Genomic DNA, 26,741 nt, shown 5'->3' with positions numbered 1-26,741 from the left:
CCTATTGGCACGCCTGCGCGGCGCCCCGGCCCGCGCCGCGGCACCGAAAGGCGACGCAACGCCGGCCCCGGCCGCCCGCGCCGCGTACAATAGTGGACTTTTGCACGTCCTCACCGCCTTATGTCCTCGCCCACCCTGTACGAATTCTTCGCCCCCTGCCCGCGCGGCCTCGAAGCGGCGCTTGCCGCCGAGCTGGCCGAAATCGCCGGCCGCCACCTGAACGGCGCGCCGTTCACCGCGGGCGCGCAGGTGCCGGGCGGCGTCCATTTCAGCGGCGGCTGGGCCGCCGGCATGGCCGCGAACCTCCATTCGCGGATCGCGAGCCGGATCCTGCTGAAGATCGCGCACGGCCCATACCGCAACGAACAGGACGTCTACGCGCTCGCGCTCGAGCAGCCGTGGGAACGCTGGTTCGCGTCGACGCAAACACTGCGCATCGACATCACCGCGATCAAGTCGCCGCTGAAAAGCCTCGAATTCACGACGTTGCGCGTGAAGGATGCGATCTGCGACCGGATGCGCGAGAAAACCGGCTCGCGCCCGAGCATCGACACCGGTGCGCCGGACGTGCGCGTATTCGCGTTCCTGACCGTCAACGAGTGCACGCTGTACCTCGACACGTCGGGCGAGCCGCTGTTCAAGCGCGGCTGGCGTCTCGACAAGGGCGCGGCGCCGCTGCGCGAAAACCTCGCGGCCGGCATCCTGCGCCTGACGGGCTGGACGCCCGGCACGGCGCTGTACGACCCGATGTGCGGCAGCGGCACGTTCCTCGCGGAAGCCGCGCAGATCGCGCTCGGCGTTGCGCCGGGCGTCGAGCGCCGGTTCGGCTTCGAGAAACTCAAGCAGTACGACATCACCGCATGGCAGGGGCTGAAGGTCCCGGCGCTGGACGCGAAGCGCGCGGCGCGCGGCAAACGCGGCGAAGCGCTCGGCGTGTACGGCAGCGACATCTCCGGCGACATGCTCGAGAAGGCGCGCGCGAACCTCGAGCGTGCAGGCGTGCCGTCGGTATGGCTCAAGCAGGTCGACGCACGCGGGATGACGCCGCCGTGCGACGGCCCGGGCATCATCCTCGCGAACCCGCCGTACGGCGAGCGGATCGAAGTGCGCGGCCGCAGCGCGCGCGGCGAGGTGCGCGAGACGGGCCGCAACCGCGGCAACGACGACGCCTTCCGCCGCACCCACACCGACGCACCGGACAGCGAGTTCTTCAACGCGCTCGGCGATGCGCTGAAGCAGCGCTTCACGGGCTGGCAGGCGTTCCTGCTGACGTCCGACCGTTCGCTGCCGGGCCAGCTGCGGCTGCGCGAATCGGCGAAGACGCCGCTGTTCAACGGCGCGCTCGAATGCCGGCTGTTCCGCTTCGACCTGATCGCCGGCAGCGTGAAGGCGCGCCCGGCCACGCCGGAAGGCGACGCGTAACCTGCATCATGATCGCCACAGGGCCGCCGGCGCGGCCCCGCTGCGGCACCCGGAACGCCGCCGTTACCGCACCCGCGGCAACGGCGGCGTTTCGTTTCAGTGCTTCGAGCACGCCCAGCGCCCCATCGTGAACGGCAGCGCCTGCCCCGTCTCGAGCAGCGTCTTGAGGCTCGACAGCACGACCGGCCAGCCACCGCGAATCCCGCAATCCATCTCCGAGCCCGGCACCAGCCCGTCGTGCGTGACGGTCAGCTTCACGACGCCCTCGTGCGGCTCGACGAGATAGGTCACGCGCGACGTCTCCCCCTCCCCAGACGGCGTACGCCACGTGACGACCAGCCGGTGCGGCGGATCGTTCTCGACCACTTCGCCGACGATGTCGACCCGCGATGGATCGTCGTAGTCCTGATGCTCCCAGCGCGAGCCCGGCCGCCAGTCGGGCGACGCGTTGCGGTGCCGCACCCAGTAGTCCTTCGTCAGCTCGGCGTTGGTGAGCGCATCGAACACACGCTCGGGCGTCGATGCAATGAACGTCACGTACACAAAGGCGGGATTACTCATCGTTGCCTCCAGGTTCGCCGGCCGCTTCCAGCCCGCGCTTGAGGTCCGCCAGCGCCTGCAGGCGCTGACGCTCGAACTTGCCGATCCAGCGTTCCGCGATGTCGTGGATCGGCACCGGATTCAGGTAATGCAGCTTCTCCCTGCCGCGCCACGTCGTCGCGACGAGATTCGCGGCCTCGAGCAGCGCGAGATGCTTGCTCACCGCCTGCCGGCTCATCGCGAGCCCGTCGCACAGCTCGGACAGGGTCTGTCCGCTTTTCGCGTGCAGCAAATCAAGCAACTGGCGGCGCGTGGCGTCGGCCAGCGCCTTGAAAACGAGATCCATGCCACTCCCGGGTCAATGACCTTATTATGCAACCAAACAGTTGCATGTCAAGGGTGACAACTCTACTGACAATACGGTGTCAGCAGGCCGCGATCACACTGCAATCCGGGCGCAATGCAAGGCTGGTTTCCGCACCTAACCCGAACAACAAACAACGCAACAAGGAGCTCGTCATGACGTCCGCAACTGCCAATGCCACCGCCACCGTGGAACGCGCGATCGCGTGGTTCGACATTCCGTCCCTCGATTTCGACCGGGCGATCCGCTTCTACGAAACCGTGCTGCAGACGACGCTGCAGCGCGCAGTCATCGGCGGCGTGCCGATGGCCACGTTCGACCGCGACGCATCGAGCACGGGCGGCAGCATCGTGTTCGATCCGCAGCAGATGAAGCCGAGCGCGAACGGCGTGCTCGTCTACCTGAACGCCGGCGAATCGGTCGTCGCGGCGCTCGAACGCGCGAAGCGCGCGGGCGGCGTCGTGCAGGGCTCGGTCGTCGAGCTGCCGAACAACTACGGCTACGTCGGCTACCTGATCGACACCGAAGGCAACCGCGTCGGCCTCCACGCGCCGAAATGCCACTGAGCGCGGCGGCCGTCGGGCCCGCGCGGCGCTATCATCGCGAAGTCCCCACTGCCGTTGGAATCGAGGTGCCGTCATGACGCGCCGTGCCGACCGCCTGTTCCAGATCGCCGAGCTGCTGCGCGGGCGTCGTCTCACGACCGCGCAGCAGCTGGCCGACTGGCTGTCGGTGTCGCCGCGCACCGTCTATCGCGACGTGCGCGACCTGCAACTGTCAGGGGTGCCGATCGAGGGTGAAGCCGGCATCGGCTACCGGCTGAACCGCAACGCGAGCCTGCCGCCGCTCACGTTCACGGCCGAGGAGCTGGCGGCGCTCGCCACCGGCGCACGCATGCTCGAAACCTGGGGCGGTGCGCGCTTCGCGAGCGGCGCGCGCTCGGCGCTCGCGAAGATCGCGTCGGCGATGCCGGCCGACAAGCGCACGGCGCTCGACCGCCTGCCCGTGTTCGCGCCGTCGTTCCACATCGACGAGACGTTTTGCGCGAAGGTCGACGCGATCCACCAGGCCATCGATACGCGCCACGTCGTCAGCTTCGGCTACCGCGACCGGCTCGGCGCGCATTCGCAACGCCGCGTGTGGCCGCTCGGGCTCGTCTACTGGGGCGGGCGCTGGACGATCGGCGCATGGTGCGAGCTGCGCGAGGATTTCCGCACCTTCGACATCGCGCGGATGGGCGACATCGTCGTGCACGAGCAGTTTCCGGACATGGAAGGACGGCGGATCGCCGACTACATGCGAATCGCGGAAGCGCCGATGCGCTGACGCGGCACGACGGCGAGTGCGCGGCGCGCCGCCGCGCTGTCCATGTTCCGGGCCGCCCAGCGGCGCCCGGCCCACCCTACCCGCCGAACACCACCGTCCGCTTCGGCCGCTCGTCGACGTGCAGCGAGAACACGTCGGGCCGCGCGTAATGACCGACCACGTCGAAGTCGTAGCGCGCCCGCACGAGTTCGTCGGTGTCGATGCGCGCGGTCACGAGCCCGGCTTCGCCGATCAGCGGCTCCGTCAGCAGGTCGCCGAGCGGCCCGACGATCACGCTGCCGCCGCGGATCAGCGGCCGTTCGGGATCCCAGCCCGGCACGTCGATGCCGAGCGCGCGCGGCGACGGCTGCACCTGGCACGCACTGACGACGAAGCAGCGCCCCTCGTGCGCGATATGCCGCATCGAGCTCTGCCAGACGTCGCGCTCGTCGACGGTCGGTGCACACCAGATCTGCACGCCCTTCGCGTACATCGCGCAGCGCAGCAGCGGCATGTGGTTCTCCCAGCAGATCGCGGCGCCCGCGCGGCCCGCGACCGTGTCGACGACGGGCAGCGTCGAGCCGTCGCCCTGCCCCCAGATCAGCCGCTCGGTGCCGGTCGGCATCAGCTTGCGGTGCTTCGCGACGAGCCCGTCGCGCGGATCGAAGAACAGCGCCGTGCAATACAGCGTGCTGCCGCCGCGCTCGATCACGCCGACCACGAGGCTCGCGCCCGTGCGCTGCGACAGCGCGGCCAGCTCGTCGGTTTCCGGCCCCGGCACGTCGATCGCCTGCGCGGCATAGCGCGCATACGCGTCGCGGCCTTCGGGCAGCCGGTAGCCGAGCCGCGTGCCGAAGATCTCGCCTTTCGGATAGCCGCCGAGCACGGCCTCGGGCAACACGACGAGCGACGCGCCGCTGTCGCGGATCGCGGTTTCGTAGCCGAGGATCGTGTCGAGCGTGGCGCGCGTGCCGGCGGGCGATGCGCCGATCTGCAGCGCGGCGATGACTGACGTGGACATGAAGGCGTCTCCGGTGAATGGGGTAACGCCATCTTTATCGATAAGATGTCATCGATCAAATCGATAGAACGATAAGTATCATGAATGCAGATGATATCGCCGGCCTCGACCTGAACCTGCTGAAAGTGTTCGAGGCGCTGTACGAGGAGGGCGGCGCGAGCCGCGCGGCGCTGCGGCTCGGCCTCACGCAGTCGGCGGTCAGCGCCGCACTGGCGCGGCTGCGCGTGATCTACGCCGATCCGCTGTTCGCGCGCACCGGCCGCGGGCTCGCGCCGACGCCGCGCGCGGATGAACTGAAGCCGATCCTGTCCGACGCGCTCGACCGCTGTCGCGAAAGCCTCGCGATCGCGGCCGACGGTGGCGACCGCATCGGCCGCACGATCTCGATCGGACTGTCGGACGACTTCGAGATCGCGCTCGGCCGCGCGCTGATCGACGCCGTCGCGCGGGAAGCCGCCGGCATCCGGCTGATCTTCCGGCAGACGCACAGCGGCATCGCCGGCGACGCACTGCTGCGGCACGGCGTCGACCTCGCGATCGCGTCGGGCGGCTTCTCGGCGAACGGGCTCAGCCGGCGCGCGGTCGCGACCGGCGGCTATGCGTGCCTGATCGACCCGGCCGCGAGCCCGAAGCCGCCGCGCACCCTCACGCTCTCCGATTTCCTGCGGCGCGACCACCTGCTCGTGTCGTCGGGCGGCGTGATCGGGATCGTCGACGAGGCGCTGGCCACGCTCGGCCACAAGCGGCGCGTCGCGGCGTCGACCACGCATTTCGCCGCGTTGCCGTACCTGCTCGCCGGCTCCGGCGCGGTCGCGACGATTCCCGCGCACGCGGCGCGCGCGATCGCGCAATCCACCCCGCTGCGCGCGCTCGCATGCCCGGTCGACTTGCCGCACTACCCGGTCGAAATCGGCTGGCGCACGAGCACGCAGCGCGACCCGGCGATCGTGCGCGTACGCGACACGATCGCTGCGTGCATCGCCCATCTCGTCGCGCCATGAAAAAGGCCCGACTGACTTGCGCCAGTCGGGCCTGCCCGGTCACGCTACCCATGAATCGAAGCAGGCAGCCGCGGTGCCACCGCGTGCGTCATTCGACCGACTTCACCATGTCCTCGATGACCTTCTTCGCATCGCCGAACACCATCATCGTCTTGTCCATGTAGAACAGGTCGTTGTCGAGCCCCGCGTAGCCGGCCGCCATCGAGCGCTTGTTGACGATCACCGTGCGCGCCTTGTACGCCTCGATGATCGGCATCCCCGCGATCGGCGACGCCGGATCGTTCTTCGCGGCCGGGTTCACGACGTCGTTCGCGCCGAGCACGAGCACGACGTCGACCTGGCCGAATTCGCCGTTGATGTCCTCCATCTCGTGCACGATCTCGTACGGCACTTCCGCTTCCGCGAGCAGCACGTTCATGTGCCCGGGCATCCGCCCCGCGACCGGATGGATCGCGTACTTCACGTCGATGCCCTTGTCGACCAGCTTGTCGGTCAACTCCTTCAGCGCGTGCTGCGCACGGGCCACGGCCAGCCCGTAGCCCGGCACGATCACGACCGTCTCCGCGTTGCCGAGCATGAACGACGCGTCTTCGGCCGAGCCCGACTTCACCGGCCGCTGCTCCTGCGAACCTGCCACGCCACCCGCCGCCGCCTCGCCGCCGAAGCCACCGAGGATCACGTTGAAGAACGAGCGGTTCATCGCGTGGCACATGATGTACGACAGGATCGCGCCCGACGAGCCGACGAGCGACCCGGCGATGATCAGCATCGCGTTGTTCAGCGAGAAGCCGATGCCGGCCGCGGCCCACCCCGAGTACGAGTTCAGCATCGACACGACCACCGGCATGTCCGCGCCGCCGATCGGAATGATGATCAGCACGCCGAGCGCGAACGCGATCGCCGTCATGATGATGAACGGCAGCCACGACTGCGTGATGAAGAACAGGATGCCGAAGCCGAGCATCGCGAGCGCGAACATCAGGTTGAGCAGGTGCTGGCCCGCATACACGACCGGCGCGCCCTGGAACAACCGGAACCGGTACTTGCCCGACAGCTTGCCGAACGCGATCACCGAACCGGAGAACGTGATCGCGCCGACGACCGTGCCGATGAACAGCTCGACGCGGTTGCCGTACGGGACGAAGTTCGACGACACAGCGTCCTGCGGCACGAGCCCGAACGCTTCCGGCTCCGACACCACCGCATACGCGATGCACACGGCCGCGAGACCGATCAGCGAGTGCATCGCCGCGACGAGCTCCGGCATCTTCGTCATCTCGACGCGCGCGGCGACGAACGCCCCCACGCCGCCGCCGACGATCAGCGCGCCGAGCACCAGCGCGATGCCGAGCGGCAGGTTCGCACCGAGCCACTCGGCCTGCTTGACGATCAGCGCGACCGTCGTGAGGATCGCGATGGCCATCCCGGCCATCCCGAACAGGTTGCCGCGCCGCGCGCTCTTCGGGTTCGACAGGCCCTTCAGCGCCTGGATGAAGCACACCGATGCGACGAGGTACAGCAGCGTGACGACGTTCATGCTCATCGCGTGCCCTCCTTGCCGCCGTCGGCGTGTTTCGGCGCCTTCTTGCGGAACATCTCGAGCATTCGCCTCGTCACGAGGAAGCCACCGAACACGTTGACGGCCGCGAGCGCGACCGCGAGCGTGCCGAAGATCTTGCCGGTCGTGCCGACGGTGAGCGCCGCCGCCAGCATCGCGCCGACGATCACGATCGCCGAGATCGCGTTGGTCACGGCCATCAGCGGTGTATGCAGCGCCGGCGTGACGTTCCACACCACGTGGTAGCCGACGTATACGGCCAGCACGAAGATGATCACGTTGATCACCGTGTGATTGATGACTTCCATGGTCGCCTTCCCCCGGTTACTTGCGCGCGACTTCGCCGTCGCGGCACAGGAGCGTCGCGGCGATGATGTCGTCGGTCAGGTCGATGTGCAGCGTGCCGTCCTTCGTGACGATCAGCTTCATGAAGTCGAGCAGGTTGCGCGCATACAGCGCCGACGCGTCCGCTGCGACCATCGACGCGAGATTCGTGTAGCCCGCGATCGTCACGCCGTCGTGCACGATCACCTGGTCGGCGACCGTCAGCGGACAGTTGCCGCTCCTGCGGCCGTCGAATTCCGGACCGCGGCCGGCCGCGAGATCGACGAGCACCGAGCCCGGTTTCATCGACTGCACGGTTTCAACGGAGATCAAGGTCGGCGCCGGGCGCCCGGGAACCAGCGCGGTGGTGATCACGATGTCGGCCTGCTTCGCCCGCTCATGCACCAGCGCGGCCTGGCGGCCGAGCCACGACGGCGGCATCGGGCGCGCATAGCCGCCCACGCCCTGCGCCGCGTCGCGCTCTTCGTCGGTTTCGTACGGGACGTCGAGGAATTTCGCGCCGAGCGACTCGATCTGCTCCTTCACGGCCGGCCGCACATCGGACGCCTCGATCACCGCGCCGAGGCGCTTCGCGGTCGCGATCGCCTGCAGGCCCGCGACGCCCGCGCCGAGAATCAATACGCGCGCCGCCTTCACGGTACCCGCGGCCGTCATCAGCATCGGAAAGAAGCGCGGATACAGCGCGGCGGCCACCAGCACGGCCTTGTAGCCCGCGATGTTCGCCTGCGACGACAGCACGTCGAGACTCTGCGCGCGCGTCGTGCGCGGCGCGGCTTCGAGCGCGAAGCCCGTCACGCCGGCCGCGGCGAGCTTCGCCGCCTGCTCGCCGTCGAACGGCTCGAGCATGCCGACCAGCACCGAGCCGCGCTTGAGCAACGGCAGTTCGGCGTCGGTGGGCGCCTGGACCTTCAGCACGATGTCGACATCGAAAGCGGCCGACTGGCCGGTCAGTTCGGCACCGGCGGCCGCATAGGCGTCGTCGGGATAACTCGCGGCGATGCCGGCCCCTTTCGCGATGCTGACCCGATGCCCGGCCGCCGCGTATTTCTTCACGGTTTCCGGCGTCGCAGCCACACGCGCCTCGTTCGCCCGCGTTTCGGCAGGCACGCCAATATGCATCGTCGGTCCCTCCGTCATCGTCAGTATTTCGTTTCCTGCGATTTCTACTGCGCAACGAGCCGGGCAGGCCGACTACCGGCTCACGAGCGACGACACTCACTCTCCACTTTAGGCGAAAGCGACGGCCGTACCAGCGGCACGCACGGTCGTGCGAGATGCGCGCCAGCCCGGCCGGCGTCGCCGCGCATCGGCAGGACAGACGAATGAAGAGGGTCAGATTCGTTTAGCGTGACGACCGGCAGCGTTCGGGCGCAACCGGTAAAATGCCGAACCATGAAACCCGAAATCTGGACCCCGCATGTGACGGTCGCCGCGCTCGTCGAGCACGCCGGCCGCTTTCTCATGATCGAGGAAGAAACCTCGTCGGGCCTGCGCATCAACCAGCCGGCAGGCCACCTCGAAGCCGGCGAAACGCTGGCCGACGCCGTGATCCGAGAAACGCTCGAGGAAACCGCGCACCCGTTCACGCCCGACGCACTCGTCGGCGTCTATCTCGCGCACTACGACCGCCCCGGCACCGCCGGCGCGACCTACCTGCGCTTCACGTTCTGCGGCACGGCCAGCGAGCCGATCGCGGGCCACGCGCTCGACGACGGCATCGTCCGCACGCTGTGGATGACCGCCGACGAGCTGCGCGCGTGCGGCGAGCGCCATCGCTCGCAGGCGGTGATGCGCTGCGTCGACGATTACCTCGCCGGGCGGCGCATTCCGCTCGATTTCGTGCACACGCATTCGGTCGCGCCGCGCCCCGAAGCATTCGAACGTCAGGCGGTCAACAAATGAGCAAGCGCCGTGTAGTGGTGGGCATGTCGGGCGGCGTCGATTCGTCGGTGACCGCGTGGCTGCTGAAGGAACAGGGTTACGACGTGGTCGGCCTGTTCATGAAGAACTGGGAAGACGACGACGACGGCGAATACTGCTCGACGCGCCAGGACTGGATCGACGTCGTGTCGGTGGCCGACCTGATCGGCATCGACGTGGAAGCCGTCAACTTCGCGGCCGAATACAAGGACCGCGTGTTCGCCGAATTCCTGCGCGAATACTCGGCCGGCCGCACGCCGAACCCCGACGTGCTGTGCAACGCCGAGATCAAGTTCAAGGCGTTCCTCGATCATGCGATGTCGCTCGACGCGGAAATGATCGCGACCGGCCACTATGCGCGCGTGCGGGAGCGTGACGGGCGTTTCGAACTGCTGAAGGCCTTCGATCATACGAAAGACCAGTCGTACTTCCTGCACCGGCTGAACCAGGCGCAACTGTCGAAGACGATGTTCCCGCTCGGCGAGATCCCGAAGACGAAGGTGCGCGAGATCGCCGCGCAGATCGGGCTGCCGAACGCGAAGAAGAAGGATTCGACCGGCATCTGCTTCATCGGCGAACGGCCGTTCCGCGATTTCCTGAACCGCTATCTGCCGACGAAACCCGGCCCGATGAAAACGCCGGACGGCAAGGTCGTCGGCGAGCACATCGGCCTCGCGTTCTACACGTTCGGCCAGCGCAAGGGCATCGGCCTCGGCGGCAGCAAGACCGGCAACGGCGATCCGTGGTTCGTCGCCGCGAAGGACATCGCGTCGAACACGCTGTACGTCGTGCAGGGCCACGATCATCCGTGGCTGCTGGCGCGCGAGCTGGTCGCGGGCAACGTGAGCTGGGTCGCCGGCGAACCGCCGGCCGAAGGTTTCGCGTGCGGTGCGAAGACGCGCTACCGGCAGGCCGATGCGGCGTGCGCATTCGGCCGGGCCACGCCCGGCCCGGCAGGCGAAGCCCGCTTCTCGCTCGCGTTCGACGACGCGCAGTGGGCCGTCACGCCCGGCCAGTCGGCCGTGCTGTACGACGGCGAGATCTGCCTCGGTGGCGGGATCATCGAATCCGCGCTGTCCGGCAACACGCAGGCGAACGACGCGCCCGCCCTTGCGCTCGCCCGCTGACGCGCCGCCGCCGGCGCCGCGCAAGCGCCAGCCGGCCGGAAGCGGCCGCGCCACTCACCGCATGTTCCGCACCGACGCGTCGTAGCGCTCGCGCGCCGCGTCCAGCTCGGGAAAATGGCGCTCGGCCCAGCGGTCGAGCGCCACGAGCGTCTCCACGAGCGACACCGCTCGGCGCCAGGACACGCGCCTCGCGCACAGTCTCGCCGGCTACCGCGCGCGGCTGCGCGACTGGCAGGCATGGCCGCGGGTGCCGTTCAACCGCGACGAAGACTTCGACGACGACGCCCGGCTGAAGCCCGGCAGCCCGGCGTACAGCCCGTTCATCCGCCCGACCGGCGCAGGTGGCTAGGCCCCGACTCGGCAACGCGAGCTTCGCGACACCCGTAGTAGACTCTCGACCATCGTGGGCGCCGGCAGCGGCGGGTACGGCACGGGCAGCATGCCCGCCGGGCCCGGCGATGCCTCGGGCGCCGACCTGCCGGCCGCCGCGCGATCCTGGCGACGTGACGGCCATCCAGACAATGACGATGGAGTCCCCATGTTTTCCCGACGCTATATCGCGATGTGGTGCGCGGTCCTGCTGTTCGTGGCCGTCGCGGCGCTCGCCGCGCGGCACACGATCGCGTGGCTGTGGCTCCTGATCCCGGCCGCCCTCGTCGCGCTCGGCCTGTACGACCTGAAGCAAGACCGCCACGCGATCCTGCGCAACTACCCGCTCTGGGGCCACTTCCGCTTCCTGTTCGAATTCATCCGACCTGAAATCCGCCAGTATTTCGTCGAGGACGACACCGACGAAAAGCCGTTCTCGCGTGCGCAGCGCAGCCTCGTCTACCAGCGCGCGAAGAACGTCGCCGACAATCGCCCGTACGGCACCGAGCTGAACGTGAAGGCCGTCGCGCACGAATGGATCAGCCACTCGCTCGCGCCGACGAAGCTGCCGAACCACGATTTCCGCATCCGCGTCGGCGCGAACCGCGCGCAACCGTATGACATTTCGATCTTCAACATCTCGGCGATGAGCTTCGGCTCGCTGTCCGCGAACGCGATCCGCTCGCTGAACCTCGGCGCGAAGAAAGGCGGTTTCGCGCACGACACCGGCGAAGGCTCGCTGTCGAAGTACCACCGCGAAAACGGCGGCGACATCATCTGGGAAATCGCGTCCGGCTACTTCGGCTGCCGCAACGACGACGGTACCTTCAACCCCGACAAGTTCGCGAAGCAGGCCGCCGATCCGCAGGTCAAGATGATCGAGGTGAAGCTGTCGCAGGGCGCGAAGCCCGGCCACGGCGGCGTGCTGCCGGCCGCGAAGATCACGCCGGAAATCGCCGAGACGCGCGGCGTGCCGATGGGCAAGGACTGCATCTCGCCCGCGACGCACTCGGAGTTCTCGACGCCGCGCGGGCTGCTCGAGTTCGTCGAACGGCTGCGCACGCTGTCGGGCGGCAAGCCGACCGGCTTCAAGCTGTGCATCGGCCATCCGTGGGAATTCTTCGGGATCGCGAAGGCGATGCTCGAGACCGGCATCGTGCCGGACTTCATCGTCGTCGACGGCGCGGAAGGCGGCACGGGCGCGGCGCCGCTCGAATTCACCGACCACGTCGGCGTGCCGCTGCAGGAAGGGCTGCTGCTCGTGCACAACACGCTCGTCGGGATCGGTGTGCGCGATCGCGTGAAGATCGGCGCGAGCGGCAAGATCATCACCGCGTTCGACATCGCGCGTACGCTCGCGATCGGCGCGGACTGGGTGAACTCGGCGCGCGGCTTCATGTTCGCGGTCGGCTGTATCCAGGCGCAGCACTGCCACACCGATCGCTGCCCGACCGGCGTCGCGACGCAGGATCCGGTGCGCCAGCGCGCGCTCGTCGTGCCCGACAAGGCCGAGCGCGTGTACAACTTCCACCGCAATACGCTGCATGCGTTGCAGGAACTCGTGCAGGCGGCCGGCCTCGCGCACCCGTCCGAGCTGCGCGCGCATCACATCGTGCAGCGGGTCGCGCCGCACGAAGTGCGGCTGATGTCGCAGTTGCTGAAGTACCTGAAACCCGGTGCGCTGCTCGACGGCCAGACCTGCGGCTTCTCGCTGTACGACAAGTGGTGGCCGATTGCGCGCAGCGATTCGTTCACGCTCGGCGAGGCCGTGTACGCATCGATCGAATGACGCGGGCAACCGCCCCCGCCGCGGGGCGGCCCGGCAAAAAGAAAAGCGCCCCGCGGGGCGCTTTTCTTTCGTCTGCCGAATGCGTGAAACGCGTGAATGCGTCGCGTGCGGCTCAGCTCTGCGGCAGCGTGTCGGCGAACGACGGCCGCTGCAGCAGCTTCGCGAAGTGCTTGTCGAGGTTCGGATGGCGATCACGCCAGTTGAGCTCGGGCATCCGGAAGTCGAGATAACCGAGCGCGCAGCCGAGTGCGATGTCGGCGAGCGTGTAATGATTACCGACGCACCACGTCTTGCCGCCGAGGCCCTGCGACATCGCGACGAGCCCGTCGTCGATCTTGCGTTGCTGGCGCGCGATCCAGCTCGCGCTGCGCTGCGCCTCGTCGCGCATCGTATGTTCGACGCGAATCGTCACCGCCGCGTCGATCACGCCGTCGCCCAGCGCTTCCCAGCACCGCACCTCGAGGCGCTCGCGGCCCGACGGCGGAATCAGCTTGCCGACCGGCGACAGCGTATCGGCGTATTCGCAGATCACGCGGGAATCGAACACCGCGGCACCATCCTCCATCACGAGACACGGGACCTTGCCGAGCGGATTCGAGGCATGAATATCCGTCTCCGGCGCCCACACGTTCTCGAGCTCCAGCTTGTAGTCGATCTTCTTTTCAGCCAGCACGATCCGCGCCTTGCGGACGTACGGGCTGCTGAGCGAACCGATTAATTTCATCATCTGCCTTTTTAAGGGAACCGCCGAGAGTATACGTTGTCGCCGATCATAACCGGCCAGCGCCGCGCGACAGAAAATCGCCCGGACGGCCTGTGGATGGTTTGCAACAACCGCCGCGCGGGCCTTCCAGGGCGGCTTCCCGCCCCCTCTCTCACGCACGGCGTCCCGCGGCGCTACAATCGCACGAATGAACGCGCCCCTCGATACCGCCATCGCCGTCGACGTCTACCGCCAGCGCCGTGAACGCGTGCTTGCCGCACTGCGTGCCGCCGGCGGCGGCGTCGCCATCGTCCCCACCGCGCCCGAAGTGCCGCGCAACCGCGATACGGACTATCCGTACCGGTTCGACAGCTACTTCCACTACCTGACGGGCTTCAGCGAGCCGGATGCCGTGCTCGTGCTGAACGCGGCCGCGCCGCACGGCGCGCCGGAGTCGATCCTGTTCTGCCGCGCCAAGAACGCCGACCGCGAAATCTGGGAAGGCTTCCATTACGGGCCCGAGGCCGCGCGCGATGCGTTCGGCTTCGACGCGGCGTTCGCGGTCGACGTGATCGATACCGAGATGCCGCGCCTGCTCGCCGACGCGGGCACCGTGCACTACCGGTTCGGCGCATCGGCCGACTTCGACCGCCAGCTCGCGGGCTGGGTCGACGCGGTGCGCGCGCTGGCGCGCACGGGCGTCGCCGCGCCGGATGCGATGCTCGACCTCACGCCGCTGCTCGACGACATGCGGCTCGTGAAGGACGAACACGAACTCGCGATCATGATGCGCGCCGCGCACATCTCCGCCCTTGCGCACCGCCGCGCGATGCAGGCGTGCCGCCCCGGCATCCGCGAATACGAACTCGAGGCCGAGCTGCTGTATGTGTTCCGCAAGCACGGCGCGCAGTCGCCCGCGTACGGCTCGATCGTCGCAGCCGGCGCGAACGCGTGCGTGCTGCACTACCCGGCCGGCAACGCGGCCGCACAAGATGGCGACCTGATCCTCATCGACGCCGCGTGCGAACTCGACGGCTACGCGTCGGACATCACGCGCACGTTCCCGGCCAACGGGCGCTTCTCGCCCGCGCAACGCACGCTGTACGACATCGTGCTCGCCGCGCAGCAGGCCGCGATCGACGCGACGCGCGCCGGCGTGCCGTTCGAGGCGCCGCACGACGCCGCCGTGCGCGTACTCGCGCAGGGGCTGCTCGACACCGGCATCATCCCGAAAACACGCTTCTCTAACGTCGACGACGTGATCGCCGAGCGCGCCTACGCGCGTTTCTACATGCATCGCACCGGCCACTGGATCGGCATGGACGTGCACGATTGCGGCGACTACCGCGAGCGGCTCGCCGAGCGTGACGGCAACGGCGCGCTGCCGTGGCGCACGCTGAAAGCCGGCATGACGCTGACGATCGAGCCCGGCCTGTACGTGCGCGCCGCCGACGACGTGCCGCCCGAGTACTGGAACATCGGCATCCGCATCGAGGACGACGCGATCGTGCGCGAGCACGGCTGCGAGCTGATCACGCGCGGCGTGCCCGTCGCGGCGGACGAGATCGAAGCCCTGATGCGCGCGGGCGCATGACCGGCTGCCGCCGACCGTTACCTCCGTTTCACGAATCAAGATGACGACCGCCTCCTCCCCGGCCACGCCGGACTACGATCTCGCCATCGTCGGCGCGGGCCCTGTCGGGCTCGCGCTCGCCGGCTGGCTCGCGCGCCGCAGCGCGACGCAGCACGCATCGATCGCACTGATCGATGCACGCGAACCGGCCGCGAGCGCGAACGATCCGCGCGCGATCGCCGTGTCGCACGGCAGCCGCGTGCTGCTCGATACGCTCGCGTGGCCCGCCGACGCGACGCCGATCGAACATATCCACGTCTCGCAGCGCGGCCATTTCGGCCGCACGCTGATCGACCGCGACGAGCACGACGTCGCCGCGCTCGGCTATGTCGTGCGTTACGGCTCGCTCATGCAGGCGCTCGCGGGCGCCGTGCGCGGCACGCGCGTCGACTGGCTCACGTCGACCACCGCGCGCACGCCGCAGCAGGACGCCGACGGCGTCACGCTGACGCTCGACGGCCCGCAGGGCGAGCGCACGCTGCGCGCACGCGTCGTCATCAATGCGGAAGGCGGTCTGTTCCACGAACAGCAGGCCGACGCCGGCAAGCATCGCCGCGACTACGGACAGACCGCGATCGTCGGCACGGTCACGGTATCGGCGCCGCGCCCGAACGTCGCATGGGAACGCTTCACGCACGAAGGCCCGCTCGCGCTGCTGCCGCTCGGCGGGCCGCGCCAGGCCGAGTACGCGCTCGTCTGGTGCTGCACGCCCGACGAAGCGGCGCGCCGCGCCGCGCTGCCCGACGATGCGTTCCTGCGCGAGCTCGGCAGCGCATTCGGCGAACGCATGGGCGACTTCGTCGCGATCGCGGGGCGCGCATCGTTCCCGCTCGGCCTGACCGCCGCGCAAACGCTCGTCAACGGCCGCGTCGCGATCGTCGGCAATGCCGCGCAAACCCTGCACCCCGTCGCGGGCCAGGGGCTCAACCTCGGGCTGCGCGATGCGCATACGCTCGTCGATACGCTGTCCGCGCAAGGCTTCGAAGCGATCGCACTCGCCACCTTCAACGCGCGCCGCGCACTCGACCGGCGCTTCACGATCGGCGCGACCGACACGCTGGCGCGCCTTTTCACGATCGACTCGGGCCCGCTCCCGCTGCTGCGCGGCGCCGCGCTCACCGCGCTGGAGTTCGTGCCGCCGCTCAAGAAGGTGATCGCGCGCCAGATGATGTTCGGCCAGCGCAACTGACCCGCGGCGCGCACAGTCGCGCCGCTCAAACCGGGTCAAATCGGCGGGGCATGGGAATACGGTAAAATGCGCGTTTCCGTCCGCCCTTTCCCTCCCCGCGCCCGCCGCGGGCGGTGCCATTGCGATGCCCGTTATCGGTTCTCACGTATTGCGTAACAACCTGTTCGTCGCGCCGATGGCCGGCGTGACGGATCGTCCGTTCCGCCAGCTCTGCAAGCGGCTGGGAGCCGGTTACGCCGTGTCCGAGATGGTCGCGTCCAACGCCCAGCTGTGGAAAAGCGCGAAGACGATGCGGCGCGCGAACCACGAAGGCGAGGTGGAACCGATTGCGGTCCAGATCGCCGGCGCCGATCCGGCGATGATGGCCGAAGCAGCCCGCTACAACGTCGACAACGGCGCGCAGATCATCGACATCAACATGGGCTGCCCGGCGAAGAAGGTCTGCAACGTCGCGGCCGGCTCCGCGCTGCTGCAGAACGAGCCGCTCGTGCAGCGCATCGTCGAGGCCGTCGTCGCGGCGGTCGGCACGGGGCCCGATGCGGTGCCCGTCACGCTGAAGATCCGCACCGGCTGGGATCGCGAGCACAAGAACGCGATCACGGTCGCGCGCCTGGCCGAAGCCGCCGGCATCTCGATGCTCACCGTGCACGGCCGCACGCGCGCCGACCTGTACCGCGGCGACGCCGAATACGACACCATCGCCGCCGTGAAGGCGGCCGTGCGGATTCCGGTGGTCGCGAACGGCGACATCACGTCGCCTGCGAAGGCGAAGGCCGTGCTCGACGCCACCGGCGCCGACGCGCTGATGATCGGTCGTGCCGCGCAAGGTCGGCCGTGGCTGTTCCGTGAAATCGATCATTTCCTGCAAACCGGCGAGCTGCTGCCCCCGCCGCGGATCGACGAGATCCAGCACGTGATGAACGAACACCTGGAAGACCACTACGCTTTCTATGGTGAATTCACGGGAGTCCGTACTGCGCGCAAGCACATCGGCTGGTACACTCGCGGCCTTTCCGGTGCCAACGGGTTCCGGCACAGGATGAACACGCTCGATTCCACCCGCGAGCAGCTCGCCGCCGTCAATGCATTCTTCGAGGCGCAAAAGGCGCTGTCGGACCACCTCGTCTACGTCGATGACGAAGAGGAAAACGGCCAGGGCGAGTCGGACGACCATAACCAGTTAGCAGCATGAGCAAGCACAACATCGAACAATGTGTCCGCGAGAGCCTGGACGTGTATTTCCGGGATCTAGACGGCTCCAATCCGCACGACGTCTATGAAATGGTGATGTCCTGCGTCGAAAAGCCGATGCTCGAGGTCGTGCTCGTACAGGCAGGCGGCAACCAGTCGCTCGCCGCGGAGTACCTCGGCATCAATCGCAATACGCTGCGCAAGAAGCTGCAGCAGCACGGCCTGCTGTAGGCAGCCGTCCCGTCCCCGTTTCCCTGGCTATTGGTGGTTCCATCATGATCAAGCAAGCGCTCATTTCCGTTTCCGACAAGACCGGCATCGTCGACTTCGCGAAGTCGCTGTCCGACCTCGGCGTCAAGCTGCTGTCGACGGGCGGCACCGCGAAACTGCTCGCCGACGCGGGCCTGCCCGTGACCGAAGTGGCTGATTACACGGGCTTCCCGGAAATGCTCGATGGGCGCGTGAAGACGCTCCACCCGAAGGTGCACGGTGGCATCCTCGCCCGCCGCGACCTGCCCGAGCACATGCAGGCGCTGGAGCAGCACGGCATCCCGACGATCGACCTGCTCGTCGTGAACCTGTACCCGTTCGTCGCGACGATCGCGAAGGACGACTGCACGCTCGCCGACGCGATCGAGAACATCGACATCGGCGGCCCGACGATGCTGCGCTCGGCCGCGAAGAACCACCGCGACGTGACGGTCGTCGTCGATCCGGCCGACTACGCGGTCGTGCTCGATGAAATGAAGGCGAACGGCAATGCGGTCGGCTACGCGACCAACTTCCGCCTCGCGACGAAGGTGTTCGCGCACACCGCGCAATACGACGGCGCGATCACGAACTACCTGACGAGCCTGACCGACGAGCTGAAGCACGCATCGCGCAGCGCATACCCGGCCACGCTGAACCTGGCGTTCGACAAGGTGCAGGACCTGCGCTACGGCGAGAACCCGCACCAGAGCGCCGCGTTCTACCGCGACCTCGCGACGCCGGCCGGCGCGCTGGCGAACTACCGCCAGCTGCAAGGCAAGGAACTGTCGTACAACAACATTGCCGATTCCGACGCAGCGTGGGAATGCGTGAAGACGTTCGACGCACCGGCCTGCGTGATCATCAAGCATGCGAACCCGTGCGGCGTCGCAGTCGGCAACGATTCGGCCGACGCTTACGCGAAGGCGTTCCAGACCGACCCGACGTCGGCATTCGGCGGCATCATCGCGTTCAACCGCGAAGTGGACGAAGCGGCCGCCCAGGCTGTCGCGAAGCAGTTCGTCGAAGTGCTGATCGCACCGTCGTTCTCCGACGCCGCGAAGCAGGTGTTCGCCGCGAAGCAGAACGTGCGCCTGCTTGAAATCGCGCTCGGCGAAGGTCATAACGCATTCGACCTGAAGCGCGTGGGCGGCGGCCTGCTCGTGCAGTCGCTCGATTCGCGCAACGTGCAACCGAGCGAGCTGCGCGTCGTCACGAAACGCCAGCCGACCGCGAAGGAAATGGACGACCTGCTGTTCGCGTGGCGCGTCGCGAAGTACGTGAAGTCGAACGCGATCGTGTTCTGCGGCAACGGCATGACGCTCGGCGTCGGCGCCGGCCAGATGAGCCGCGTCGACTCGGCGCGCATCGCGAGCATCAAGGCGCAGAACGCCGGCCTCACGCTGGCCGGTTCGGCCGTGGCATCGGATGCGTTCTTCCCGTTCCGCGACGGCCTCGACGTCGTCGTGGCAGCCGGCGCGACCTGCGTGATCCAGCCGGGCGGCTCGATGCGCGACGACGAAGTGATCGCGGCGGCCGACGAGCACGGCATCGCGATGGTCCTGACGGGCGTACGCCACTTCCGTCACTGATCGCATGCGGCCCGCGCGGCCGTTGCACGACAACCCGGCGGCATCGCACCCGCCGGGTTTTTTATTGCACGGCGCCTTCGCGCACGACCGGGCGACCGGCTTGCCGCACCAATCGTTGTAGTATCGCTGCATCACGCCACTCTCCTCACTCATGCGAATTCTCGGCATCGACCCCGGCCTGCGCGTCACCGGCTTCGGCATCATCGACGTCAGCGGCCATCGGCTCGCGTATGTTGCGAGCGGCGTGATCCGCACGCCGACCGCCGACCTGGCCACCCGGCTCGGCACGATCTTCCAGGGCGTCTCGACCATCGTGCGCGAGCACGCACCCGACCAGGCCGCGATCGAAAAGGTGTTCGTCAACGTGAACCCGCAGTCGACGCTGCTGCTCGGCCAGGCGCGCGGCGCCGCGATCTGCGGCCTCGTCGCCGGCGGCCTGCCCGTCGCCGAATACACGGCGCTGCAGCTCAAGCAGGCGGTGGTCGGCTACGGCCGCGCGACCAAGACGCAGATGCAGGAAATGGTCACGCGACTGCTCAGCCTCTCCGGACAACCAGGCTCCGACGCGGCCGACGCGCTCGGCATGGCGATCTGCCACGCGCACGGCGGCAATACGCTCAGCACGCTCGGCGGCCTCGCGCCGGCGCTCGCGAAGAAAGGGCTGCGCGTGCGGCGCGGGCGGCTGGTCGGCTGACACCGGCGCGCATCGCGGCCCGGCACGTCGGCTCGACTGCGTTGGCCATCTTGCGCTGGCCACCTTGATCGCTTCACCCGCGCCCGACGCGCCCGCGACACGCGCCGCCCCGGCCTGATGGCCGATCCCGTCGGCATCGCGCCGCACGTGCGCTACACTCGCGCTTTCTTCCTCGCATCAAGCCATCCATGATCGGTCGCATCGCCGGCATCCTGCTCGAAAAGAACCCGCCCCACCTGCTCGTCGACTGCAACGGCGTCGGCTACGAAATCGACGTGCCGATGAGTACCTTCTACAACCTGCCGCAAACGGGCGAGCGCGTCGTGCTGCTCACGCAGCAGATCGTCCGCGAGGACGCGCACCTGCTGTACGGCTTCCTGACGCCGCAGGAGCGCACGACCTTCCGCGAGCTGCTGAAGATCACCGGCATCGGCGCGCGCATGGCGCTCGCCGTGCTGTCCGGCATGAGCGTGCAGGAACTCGCGCAGGCCGTGACGATGCAGGACGCCGCGCGCCTCACGCGCCTGCCCGGCATCGGCAAGAAAACGGCCGAACGCCTGCTGCTCGAACTGAAGGGCAAGCTCGGCGCCGATCTCGGTGCACTCGCCGGCGCCGCATCGCCGTCCGACCACGCGACCGACATCCTCAACGCGCTGCTCGCGCTCGGCTATTCCGAAAAGGAAGGCCTCGCCGCGATCAAGAACGTGCCGGCCGGCACCGGCGTATCCGAAGGCATCAAGCTCGCGTTGAAGGCGCTGTCGAAGGTGTAACGCCCGCATGACGCGCCGCCAACCGGTGCGTTGAAGCCAGTGTCGCGCAGCCGCGCGACGCTCGCCAGTCGGCCGTTCGGCCAGGTGGGCGGGACTGCGGCGCGCGGTACAATGGCCGCATGATTGAAACCGACAAACTCGCCACCGAGCAGCGGATCATCGCCGCCACGCCCACCTCGTCGCACGAGGAGGTGTTCGAACGTGCGCTGCGGCCGCGCCAGCTCGACGACTACGTCGGCCAGGAAAAGGTGCGCGGCCAGCTCGAGATCTTCATCGAAGCCGCCAAGCGCCGCTCCGAGCCGCTCGACCACGTGCTGCTGTTCGGGCCGCCGGGCCTCGGCAAGACGACGCTCGCGCACATCATCGCGCGGGAGATGGGCGTGAACCTGCGCCAGACGTCGGGCCCCGTACTCGAGCGCGCGGGCGATCTCGCCGCGCTGCTGACGAACCTTGAAGCGAACGACGTGCTGTTCATCGACGAGATCCACCGGCTGTCGCCGGTCGTCGAGGAAATCCTGTATCCGGCACTCGAGGATTACCAGATCGACATCATGATCGGCGAAGGCCCGGCCGCGCGCAGCGTGAAGCTCGACCTGCAGCCGTTCACGCTGGTCGGCGCCACCACCCGCGCCGGGATGCTGACCAACCCGCTGCGCGATCGTTTTGGGATCGTCGCACGCCTCGAGTTCTACGATGCCGATCAACTGTCGCGCATCGTGCGGCGCTCGGCATCGCTGCTGAACGCGCAGATCGATCCGAACGGCGCGCTCGAAATCGCGAAGCGCTCGCGCGGCACGCCGCGGATCGCGAACCGGCTGCTGCGCCGCGTGCGCGACTTCGCGGAAGTGAAGGCCGACGGCCAGATCACCGCGGCCGTCGCCGATGCCGCACTCGCGATGCTCGACGTCGATCCGGTCGGTTTCGACCTGATGGACCGCAAGCTGCTCGAGGCGATCCTGTACAAGTTCGACGGCGGCCCGGTCGGTATCGACAACCTCGCGGCGGCGATCGGCGAAGAGCGCGACACGATCGAGGACGTACTCGAGCCGTACCTGATCCAGCAGGGCTTCCTGCAGCGCACGCCGCGCGGGCGCGTCGCGACGCTGCTCACGTATCGCCACTTCGGGCTTTCCGTGCCCGACACCGGCCGCACCGAACGCGGCGAGTGGGATACCCCCGACGGGAAGTAACCCGCCGCCCGAGCCGCACCCGCCATGACGACGCCGCCCAGCTCCCGCCCCGCCGCACCCGCACCGGGCCCGCGCTGGGCCGAGCCGATCCGCAAGCGGCTCGTGGCCGGCGTCACGCACCTGACAGTGGGCGGTGGCGGCCCGTCGCTCGACCTCTCTTCGCCGCCGGGAGACCCCGGGCTGTTCGGTCCCGAGGCCGTCTGCTGGCGCGTGCATGCCGACTTCACGTCGATGATGACGGGCGGCATCGCCGCGCTGCTGCTGCAGGCGCTCCACCCGCTCGCGCTCGCGGGCGTCTGGGATCACTCGTCGTTCCGCACCGACATCCTCGGCCGCTTGCGACGCACCGCCACGTTCATCACCGGTACGACGTTCGGCAGTCGCGCGGACGCCCTCGCGCTGATCGAGCGCGTGAAATCGATCCACGCGCACATATCGGGCACCGCGCCGGACGGCCGCCCGTACCGGGCCGACGATCCGGCGTTGCTGACCTGGGTGCACGTCGCGGAAGTATCGAGTTTCCTCGCCGCGCACCTGCGCTATGTGAATCCCGCGCTGCCGGGCGAGTTGCAGGACCGCTACTACGCCGAAACGGCATTGGTCGCCGAACTGCTCGGCGCACACGAGGTGCCCCGTTCGCGTGCCGAGGTGGCCGCCTATCTCGCGCGCATGCAGCCCGAGCTCGAGGCCGGGCCGCGCACGTTCGACGTAATGTCCATCCTGCTGAACGTGCCGGTCGCCAAGCCCGTGCTGCGGCCGGCCGCGTCGCTGGTGATGCATGCGGGTATCGACCTGCTGCCGCCGTGGGCGCAGCGCATGCTCGGCGTGTCGGCGTTCGCGCCGCTGCGCCGCGCGGTGGTCCGGCCCGGCATCCGGGTCGTCGCGCCCGTGCTGCGCTGGGCGCTCGTGAACGGCGCGTCAAAGCGTGCACGCCGCCGCGCCGCTGCGACACCGCCCGACGGCACCCCGCCTGCCTGACGATTCGCTTCCTCTTATCATTTCAATTGACTGTCAAATACCTGTGTCAAGCTGACGGGCTTGCACCCGCGCACGGTCGCACGTGCCGTCCGTCCCGCTTGCTGTAACCCGCGCGGTGTCCCGCCCACCCGACCGACACCCGATGCCCGCGATGCCACGCCTGCCGATCCGTTTCGCCCTTGCCGCCAGCCTGTCCACCGTCTTCGCCCTCACCGCCTGCGGAGGCGACGATGTCGCCGCCGTCGCGCGTTCGGACGCGCAAACGCCTTCCGGCGGCACCCCGACCGCGCCGGCTCCCACGCCGCCCGCCACCGTCACGCCGCAACCGGGCAAGTGGAAGGCCGCTCGCGCCGGCGACCTGATCGACGTGACGCTCGGCGACCTCCATCCGACGCAGGGCGCGATCGGCTACGACCAGATCTACTACAAGCTCGGCCGCTACGAACTGCAGCCCGACAAGAAATTCGACGACTTCTGTGCGGACGAAGGCCTCGGCGGCGTCGCGTCGAGCGGCTACACGGCCAAGTCGACGCTGCGCGAGCCCGCGAGCTACACGTGCACGACGACCGACGCGAACGCCCGGGACCGCTCGGTGCTGAACCCGGTCGTGATCGGCCCGAACGGCGACGCGCTGTACCTGACCGACGGCCACCACGGCCTGTCGACCTACTACGAGACGCCCGACGGCGGCCCGGCGCTGCACGTGCACGTCGTCGTCAAGGACAATCTCAGCGACTACTCGAGCGACGCGTTCTGGCAGCAGATGCAGAGCCGCGGCTATCTGCGCCTCAAGAATGGCGAAGGCAAGGCGATCACGACCGCGCAACTGCCGACCGGGCTCGGCCTGAAACTCGGGATGACGAACGACCGCTACCGCTCGCTCGTCTATTTCACGCGCGACATCGGCTACAGCAAGCCCGCACAAGCCACCGACTACCTCGAGTTCTACTGGGCCGACTGGCTGCGCGCGCAACCGGACACGTTCACGCTCGCCGGCTATGACCTGACGCGCGCCGGCACAACCGACCCGGATCCGGCGAAGGCCGACACCGGCTACCTGAACGCGGTCTGGAATGCGTCGGCGCGCATGGTCGCGGCCACGGACCCGGTGATCGACGGCAAGACGGGCGCCGACCTCGGGCGCGCGGACACGATCAACGGCGGGAAGAAATACAACAAGGGGGAATTCGACAAGCTGCGCCAGCCGATCACGGCGGACAAGCCCGGCAAGATCGCGTACGCGCTCGACTACAAGACGCGCCACGCGCTGCCGCAGTGAGCAGCCGGCACCGCGCAGGAAGGAAGCCCTGACCGGCAATGCCGGACGGGGTATGCAGGCTCAGAGCACCTTGCGGTACCCGTCGTCGTCGCTCGTGGCGTCCAGGTGCGACACGTCGGCCCACTGCACGACCTGCGCGCGGCCATCGACGTAGTCGACGACGTTGATGCTCGTGTTGAGCAGCTGATAATTGCGCGGCGCCGACAGCTCGATGCCGTTCGCAAAACGATAGACACAGTCGAGCACGCCGCCATGCGCGACGCACGCGATCCGGCCACCCGGATGCTCGGCGACGATCGGTTCGAGCGCATGCAGCACGCGGTGGTAGAACTCGCGCTGCGACTCGCCGCCCTTCGGCGCGAAGCCGGGGTCGCGCGTCTGCCAGGCCGCGTACGCGTCGGGGAACAGCGTCTCGATCTCGGCGCTGTCGTGCCCCTGAAACTGCCCGTACGAGCGTTCGCGCAGCCCTTTCCGCAGCCGCGGCACAAGCCCGAGCGCGTCGGCGAACGGCTGCGCGGTCTGCTGCGCACGCATCAGGTCGCTCGAATAGATCGCGTCGAGCCGGGCACCGTCACGCGCGTCGCGTGCGAGCCGTGCGGCCAGCTTTTGCGCCTGCTCGAGGCCCGTTTCGGCGAGCGGGATGTCGATATGACCCTGGATGCGCTTGATGCGATTCCAGGCCGTCTCGCCGTGGCGGATGAAAAGAATCTGCGTGGTGGCCATCGCGGCGCGTCTCCGGGGAAGAATCAGGGCCGCACTTGCAGCCAGAATGTCACGGGGCCGTCGTTGACGAGCGACACCTGCATGTCGGCGCCGAACTCGCCCGTCTCGACGACCGGATGGCGCGCACGCGCGGCCGCCACGAAATAGTCGAACAGCCGCGCGCCTTCGTCGGGCGGCGCGGCCGGCGTGAAGCTCGGACGCAGCCCGCTGTTGGTATCGGCCGCCAGCGTGAACTGCGACACGAGCAACAGGCCGCCCGCGCGGCCCTCACCGTCGATATTCGACACCGGCAGGTTCATCTTGCCGGCGGCGTCGCTGAACACGCGGTAGCCGAGCATCTTCGCGAGCAGCTTGTCGGCCGCTGCGTCGGTGTCGCCGCGCTCCGCGCAGACCAGCGCGAGCAGGCCCGCGCCGATCTCACCGGTCGTGCGGTCGCCGACGCGCACGTCGGCGCGCTTCACGCGCTGGATCAGCGCGATCATGCGGTCAGCGTGACGCGTGCGAAGCGGCGCTTGCCGACCTGCACGACGAACTCGCCGGCTTCGACCTTCAGGCCCTTGTCCGACACGGTTGCGCCATCGATCTTCACGCCGCCCTGCTCGATGTTGCGCAGTGCCTCGCTCGTCGACGGCACGAGGCCGGCCTGCTTCAGCAGCTGGCCGATCGCGAGCGGCGCGCCTGCGAGCGTGACCGACGGGATGTCGTCCGGCACGCCGCCCTTCGCGCGGTGGTTGAAGTCCTCGAGCGCACGCTCGGCGTCGGCCTGCGAGTGGAAGCGCGCGACGATTTCCTGCGCGAGCAGCACCTTGAAGTCGCGCGGGTTGCGGCCGCCTTCGATCTCGCGCTTGAAGCCGGCGATCTCGTCCATCGGACGGAACGACAGCAGCTCGAAGTAACGCCACATCAGCGTGTCCGAGATGCTCATCAGCTTGCCGAACATGTCGTTCGGCTGCTCGCTGATGCCGACGTAGTTGCCCTTCGACTTCGACATCTTCTCGACGCCGTCGAGGCCTTCGAGCAGCGGCATCGTGAGAATGCACTGCTGCTCCTGGCCGTACTGCTTCTGCAGTTCGCGGCCGACCAGCAGGTTGAACTTCTGGTCGGTGCCGCCGAGCTCGAGGTCGGCGTTCAGCGCGACCGAGTCGTAGCCCTGCATCAGCGGGTACAGGAATTCGTGGATCGAGATCGGCACGCCGCCCTGGAAGCGCTTCGTGAAATCCTCGCGCTCGAGGATCCGCGCGACCGTGTAGCGCGATGCGAGCTTGATCATCCCGTCCGCGCCGAGCGGCATCGACCATTCGCTGTTGTAGCGGATTTCGGTCTTGTCGCGATCGAGCACGAGCGCGGCCTGCTCGAAGTAGGTCTTCGCGTTCGACTCGATCTGTTCGCGCGTGAGCGGCGGGCGCGTCGCGTTGCGGCCCGACGGATCGCCGATCAGCGACGTGAAATCGCCGATCAGGAAGATGACCGTGTGGCCGAGGTCCTGCAGCTGACGCATCTTGTTCAGCACGACCGTATGGCCGATGTGGATGTCAGGCGCCGTCGGGTCGAGGCCGAGCTTGATGCGAAGCGGCGTGCCCGTCGCCGCGCTGCGTGCGAGCTTCTGCGCGAACTCTTCCTCGACCAGCAGCTCGTCGACGCCGCGCTTCGTGACGGCGAGCGCATGCCGGACTTCGTCGGTGATCGGGAAAACAGGCTTGGAACTGGGTTCGGTGCTCATCGGTGCCAGGAAGAATGTCGCAAAAACAGGGATTTTCCCATAACTTGCGCGCCCATCGCTTAACGGCGC

The 26,741-nt window shown here is 68.3% G+C and carries 28 protein-coding genes; 17 read left to right on the top strand and 11 right to left on the bottom strand.

Going from position 1 to position 26,741, the window contains the following annotated elements; genetic code table 11:
• Positions 1-120: 120 nt before the first annotated feature.
• Entirely contained in the window at positions 121-1,422 is a 1,302-nt protein-coding gene (locus tag F3J15_RS20015) for a class I SAM-dependent RNA methyltransferase (protein WP_089444955.1), read from the top strand.
• A 96-nt stretch (positions 1,423-1,518) separates the two neighbouring features.
• Here F3J15_RS20015 and F3J15_RS20010 read toward each other — a convergent pair whose 3' ends face one another.
• Entirely contained in the window at positions 1,519-1,983 is a 465-nt protein-coding gene (locus F3J15_RS20010) for an SRPBCC family protein (RefSeq protein WP_166893587.1), read from the bottom strand.
• Positions 1,976-2,308 (bottom strand): winged helix-turn-helix domain-containing protein, encoded by a 333-nt coding sequence (locus F3J15_RS20005; protein WP_166893585.1) that lies wholly within the window; start codon positions 2,306-2,308, stop codon positions 1,976-1,978. Before F3J15_RS20005 ends, F3J15_RS20010 begins: the two co-directional genes overlap by 8 nt.
• A gap of 173 nt (positions 2,309-2,481) precedes the next feature.
• Between F3J15_RS20005 and F3J15_RS20000 the strand changes: the two genes are divergently transcribed.
• Positions 2,482-2,892 (top strand): VOC family protein, encoded by a 411-nt coding sequence (locus F3J15_RS20000; protein ID WP_166893583.1) that lies wholly within the window; start codon positions 2,482-2,484, stop codon positions 2,890-2,892.
• A 73-nt stretch (positions 2,893-2,965) separates the two neighbouring features.
• Positions 2,966-3,652 carry a YafY family protein gene (locus F3J15_RS19995; protein WP_069247158.1) on the top strand — a complete coding sequence of 229 codons (687 nt, stop codon included), beginning with the start codon at positions 2,966-2,968 and terminating at the stop codon, positions 3,650-3,652.
• A 76-nt stretch (positions 3,653-3,728) separates the two neighbouring features.
• On the opposite strand, the gene F3J15_RS19990 is transcribed toward F3J15_RS19995, so the two are convergent.
• Positions 3,729-4,652, bottom strand: coding sequence for a carbon-nitrogen hydrolase family protein (locus F3J15_RS19990; protein ID WP_166893581.1), 924 nt, complete (start codon positions 4,650-4,652; stop codon positions 3,729-3,731).
• A gap of 80 nt (positions 4,653-4,732) precedes the next feature.
• On the opposite strand from F3J15_RS19990, the gene F3J15_RS19985 reads away from it, so the two are divergent.
• Positions 4,733-5,653, top strand: coding sequence for a LysR family transcriptional regulator (locus tag F3J15_RS19985; RefSeq protein WP_166893579.1), 921 nt, complete (start codon positions 4,733-4,735; stop codon positions 5,651-5,653).
• A gap of 88 nt (positions 5,654-5,741) precedes the next feature.
• Here the strand turns inward: F3J15_RS19985 and F3J15_RS19980 are convergent, their stop codons facing one another.
• The 3 genes from F3J15_RS19980 to F3J15_RS19970 are packed head-to-tail and all read right to left on the bottom strand — an operon-like array spanning position 5,742 to position 8,675.
• Complete coding sequence (locus F3J15_RS19980) at positions 5,742-7,196, bottom strand: NAD(P)(+) transhydrogenase (Re/Si-specific) subunit beta (protein ID WP_166893577.1); 1,455 nt, start codon at positions 7,194-7,196, stop codon at positions 5,742-5,744.
• Positions 7,193-7,519: an NAD(P) transhydrogenase subunit alpha gene (locus F3J15_RS19975; protein WP_166893575.1), complete on the bottom strand. Its 327-nt coding sequence runs from the start codon at positions 7,517-7,519 to the stop codon at positions 7,193-7,195. The genes F3J15_RS19980 and F3J15_RS19975 overlap by 4 nt, the downstream gene beginning before the upstream one ends.
• 16 nt (positions 7,520-7,535) lie before the next feature.
• The gene (locus F3J15_RS19970) at positions 7,536-8,675 is read right to left on the bottom strand and encodes a Re/Si-specific NAD(P)(+) transhydrogenase subunit alpha (RefSeq protein WP_166893591.1); all 1,140 of its coding nucleotides are present in this window, start codon (positions 8,673-8,675) and stop codon (positions 7,536-7,538) included.
• A 273-nt stretch (positions 8,676-8,948) separates the two neighbouring features.
• Here F3J15_RS19970 and F3J15_RS19965 point away from each other — a divergent pair, with 273 nt between their 5' ends.
• Positions 8,949-9,458 carry an NUDIX hydrolase gene (locus F3J15_RS19965; RefSeq protein ID WP_166893573.1) on the top strand — a complete coding sequence of 170 codons (510 nt, stop codon included), beginning with the start codon at positions 8,949-8,951 and terminating at the stop codon, positions 9,456-9,458.
• Positions 9,455-10,603, top strand: a complete 1,149-nt coding sequence (gene mnmA / locus F3J15_RS19960; protein WP_166893571.1) for a tRNA 2-thiouridine(34) synthase MnmA — start codon at positions 9,455-9,457, stop codon at positions 10,601-10,603. Before F3J15_RS19965 ends, mnmA begins: the two co-directional genes overlap by 4 nt.
• Before the next feature lie 54 nt (positions 10,604-10,657).
• Here mnmA and F3J15_RS38125 read toward each other — a convergent pair whose 3' ends face one another.
• Positions 10,658-10,786: a hypothetical protein gene (locus tag F3J15_RS38125; RefSeq protein WP_275691238.1), complete on the bottom strand. Its 129-nt coding sequence runs from the start codon at positions 10,784-10,786 to the stop codon at positions 10,658-10,660.
• A 355-nt stretch (positions 10,787-11,141) separates the two neighbouring features.
• Between F3J15_RS38125 and F3J15_RS19950 the strand changes: the two genes are divergently transcribed.
• The gene (locus tag F3J15_RS19950; RefSeq protein ID WP_089483441.1) at positions 11,142-12,761 is read left to right on the top strand and encodes an FMN-binding glutamate synthase family protein; all 1,620 of its coding nucleotides are present in this window, start codon (positions 11,142-11,144) and stop codon (positions 12,759-12,761) included.
• 112 nt (positions 12,762-12,873) lie between these two features.
• Here the strand turns inward: F3J15_RS19950 and F3J15_RS19945 are convergent, their stop codons facing one another.
• Positions 12,874-13,488 (bottom strand): glutathione S-transferase N-terminal domain-containing protein, encoded by a 615-nt coding sequence (locus F3J15_RS19945; protein WP_166893569.1) that lies wholly within the window; start codon positions 13,486-13,488, stop codon positions 12,874-12,876.
• Between the two features lie 184 nt (positions 13,489-13,672).
• Between F3J15_RS19945 and F3J15_RS19940 the strand changes: the two genes are divergently transcribed.
• From F3J15_RS19940 to F3J15_RS19895, 10 genes are all read left to right on the top strand, one after another.
• Positions 13,673-15,058 carry an aminopeptidase P N-terminal domain-containing protein gene (locus F3J15_RS19940; protein WP_089444954.1) on the top strand — a complete coding sequence of 462 codons (1,386 nt, stop codon included), beginning with the start codon at positions 13,673-13,675 and terminating at the stop codon, positions 15,056-15,058.
• Between the two features lie 40 nt (positions 15,059-15,098).
• A complete protein-coding gene (locus tag F3J15_RS19935; protein WP_166893567.1) occupies positions 15,099-16,286 on the top strand; it encodes a UbiH/UbiF/VisC/COQ6 family ubiquinone biosynthesis hydroxylase in 1,188 nt (395 codons plus the stop codon).
• A gap of 124 nt (positions 16,287-16,410) precedes the next feature.
• Positions 16,411-17,478 (top strand): tRNA dihydrouridine synthase DusB, encoded by a 1,068-nt coding sequence (dusB, locus tag F3J15_RS19930; RefSeq protein WP_006751898.1) that lies wholly within the window; start codon positions 16,411-16,413, stop codon positions 17,476-17,478.
• A complete protein-coding gene (locus tag F3J15_RS19925) occupies positions 17,475-17,708 on the top strand; it encodes a Fis family transcriptional regulator (RefSeq protein WP_006476892.1) in 234 nt (77 codons plus the stop codon). The genes dusB and F3J15_RS19925 overlap by 4 nt, the downstream gene beginning before the upstream one ends.
• A 44-nt stretch (positions 17,709-17,752) precedes the next feature.
• A complete protein-coding gene (purH, locus tag F3J15_RS19920; RefSeq protein WP_069247146.1) occupies positions 17,753-19,318 on the top strand; it encodes a bifunctional phosphoribosylaminoimidazolecarboxamide formyltransferase/IMP cyclohydrolase in 1,566 nt (521 codons plus the stop codon).
• A 151-nt stretch (positions 19,319-19,469) separates the two neighbouring features.
• Complete coding sequence (gene ruvC / locus F3J15_RS19915; protein WP_069247145.1) at positions 19,470-20,012, top strand: crossover junction endodeoxyribonuclease RuvC; 543 nt, start codon at positions 19,470-19,472, stop codon at positions 20,010-20,012.
• Positions 20,013-20,200: 188 nt separating this feature from the next.
• Positions 20,201-20,782, top strand: coding sequence for a Holliday junction branch migration protein RuvA (ruvA, locus tag F3J15_RS19910; protein ID WP_014898064.1), 582 nt, complete (start codon positions 20,201-20,203; stop codon positions 20,780-20,782).
• Positions 20,783-20,901: 119 nt separating this feature from the next.
• Positions 20,902-21,972: a Holliday junction branch migration DNA helicase RuvB gene (gene ruvB, locus F3J15_RS19905; RefSeq protein ID WP_069247143.1), complete on the top strand. Its 1,071-nt coding sequence runs from the start codon at positions 20,902-20,904 to the stop codon at positions 21,970-21,972.
• 24 nt (positions 21,973-21,996) lie between these two features.
• Entirely contained in the window at positions 21,997-22,950 is a 954-nt protein-coding gene (locus F3J15_RS19900; RefSeq protein WP_166893565.1) for an oxygenase MpaB family protein, read from the top strand.
• 151 nt (positions 22,951-23,101) lie between these two features.
• Positions 23,102-24,229 (top strand): ParB/Srx family N-terminal domain-containing protein, encoded by a 1,128-nt coding sequence (locus F3J15_RS19895; protein WP_166893589.1) that lies wholly within the window; start codon positions 23,102-23,104, stop codon positions 24,227-24,229.
• 60 nt (positions 24,230-24,289) lie between these two features.
• Here the strand turns inward: F3J15_RS19895 and F3J15_RS19890 are convergent, their stop codons facing one another.
• Genes F3J15_RS19890 through tyrS form a run of 3 tightly spaced genes read right to left on the bottom strand, consistent with a single transcriptional unit; the run spans position 24,290 to position 26,672 of the window.
• Positions 24,290-24,952, bottom strand: coding sequence for a histidine phosphatase family protein (locus F3J15_RS19890; RefSeq protein WP_166893563.1), 663 nt, complete (start codon positions 24,950-24,952; stop codon positions 24,290-24,292).
• Positions 24,953-24,975: 23 nt separating this feature from the next.
• On the bottom strand, positions 24,976-25,434 hold the full coding sequence (dtd, locus tag F3J15_RS19885; protein WP_011350959.1) for a D-aminoacyl-tRNA deacylase: 459 nt from the start codon (positions 25,432-25,434) through the stop codon (positions 24,976-24,978).
• Positions 25,431-26,672 carry a tyrosine--tRNA ligase gene (gene tyrS / locus F3J15_RS19880; RefSeq protein WP_046544946.1) on the bottom strand — a complete coding sequence of 414 codons (1,242 nt, stop codon included), beginning with the start codon at positions 26,670-26,672 and terminating at the stop codon, positions 25,431-25,433. The genes dtd and tyrS overlap by 4 nt, the downstream gene beginning before the upstream one ends.
• Between the last annotated feature and the right edge of the window lie 69 nt (positions 26,673-26,741).

The sequence above is a fragment of the Burkholderia sp. Ap-955 genome (assembly GCF_011753045.1).
GTDB lineage: Bacteria > Pseudomonadota > Gammaproteobacteria > Burkholderiales > Burkholderiaceae > Burkholderia > Burkholderia lata_D.
This window is presented reverse-complemented; position numbering and strand designations above follow the sequence as displayed.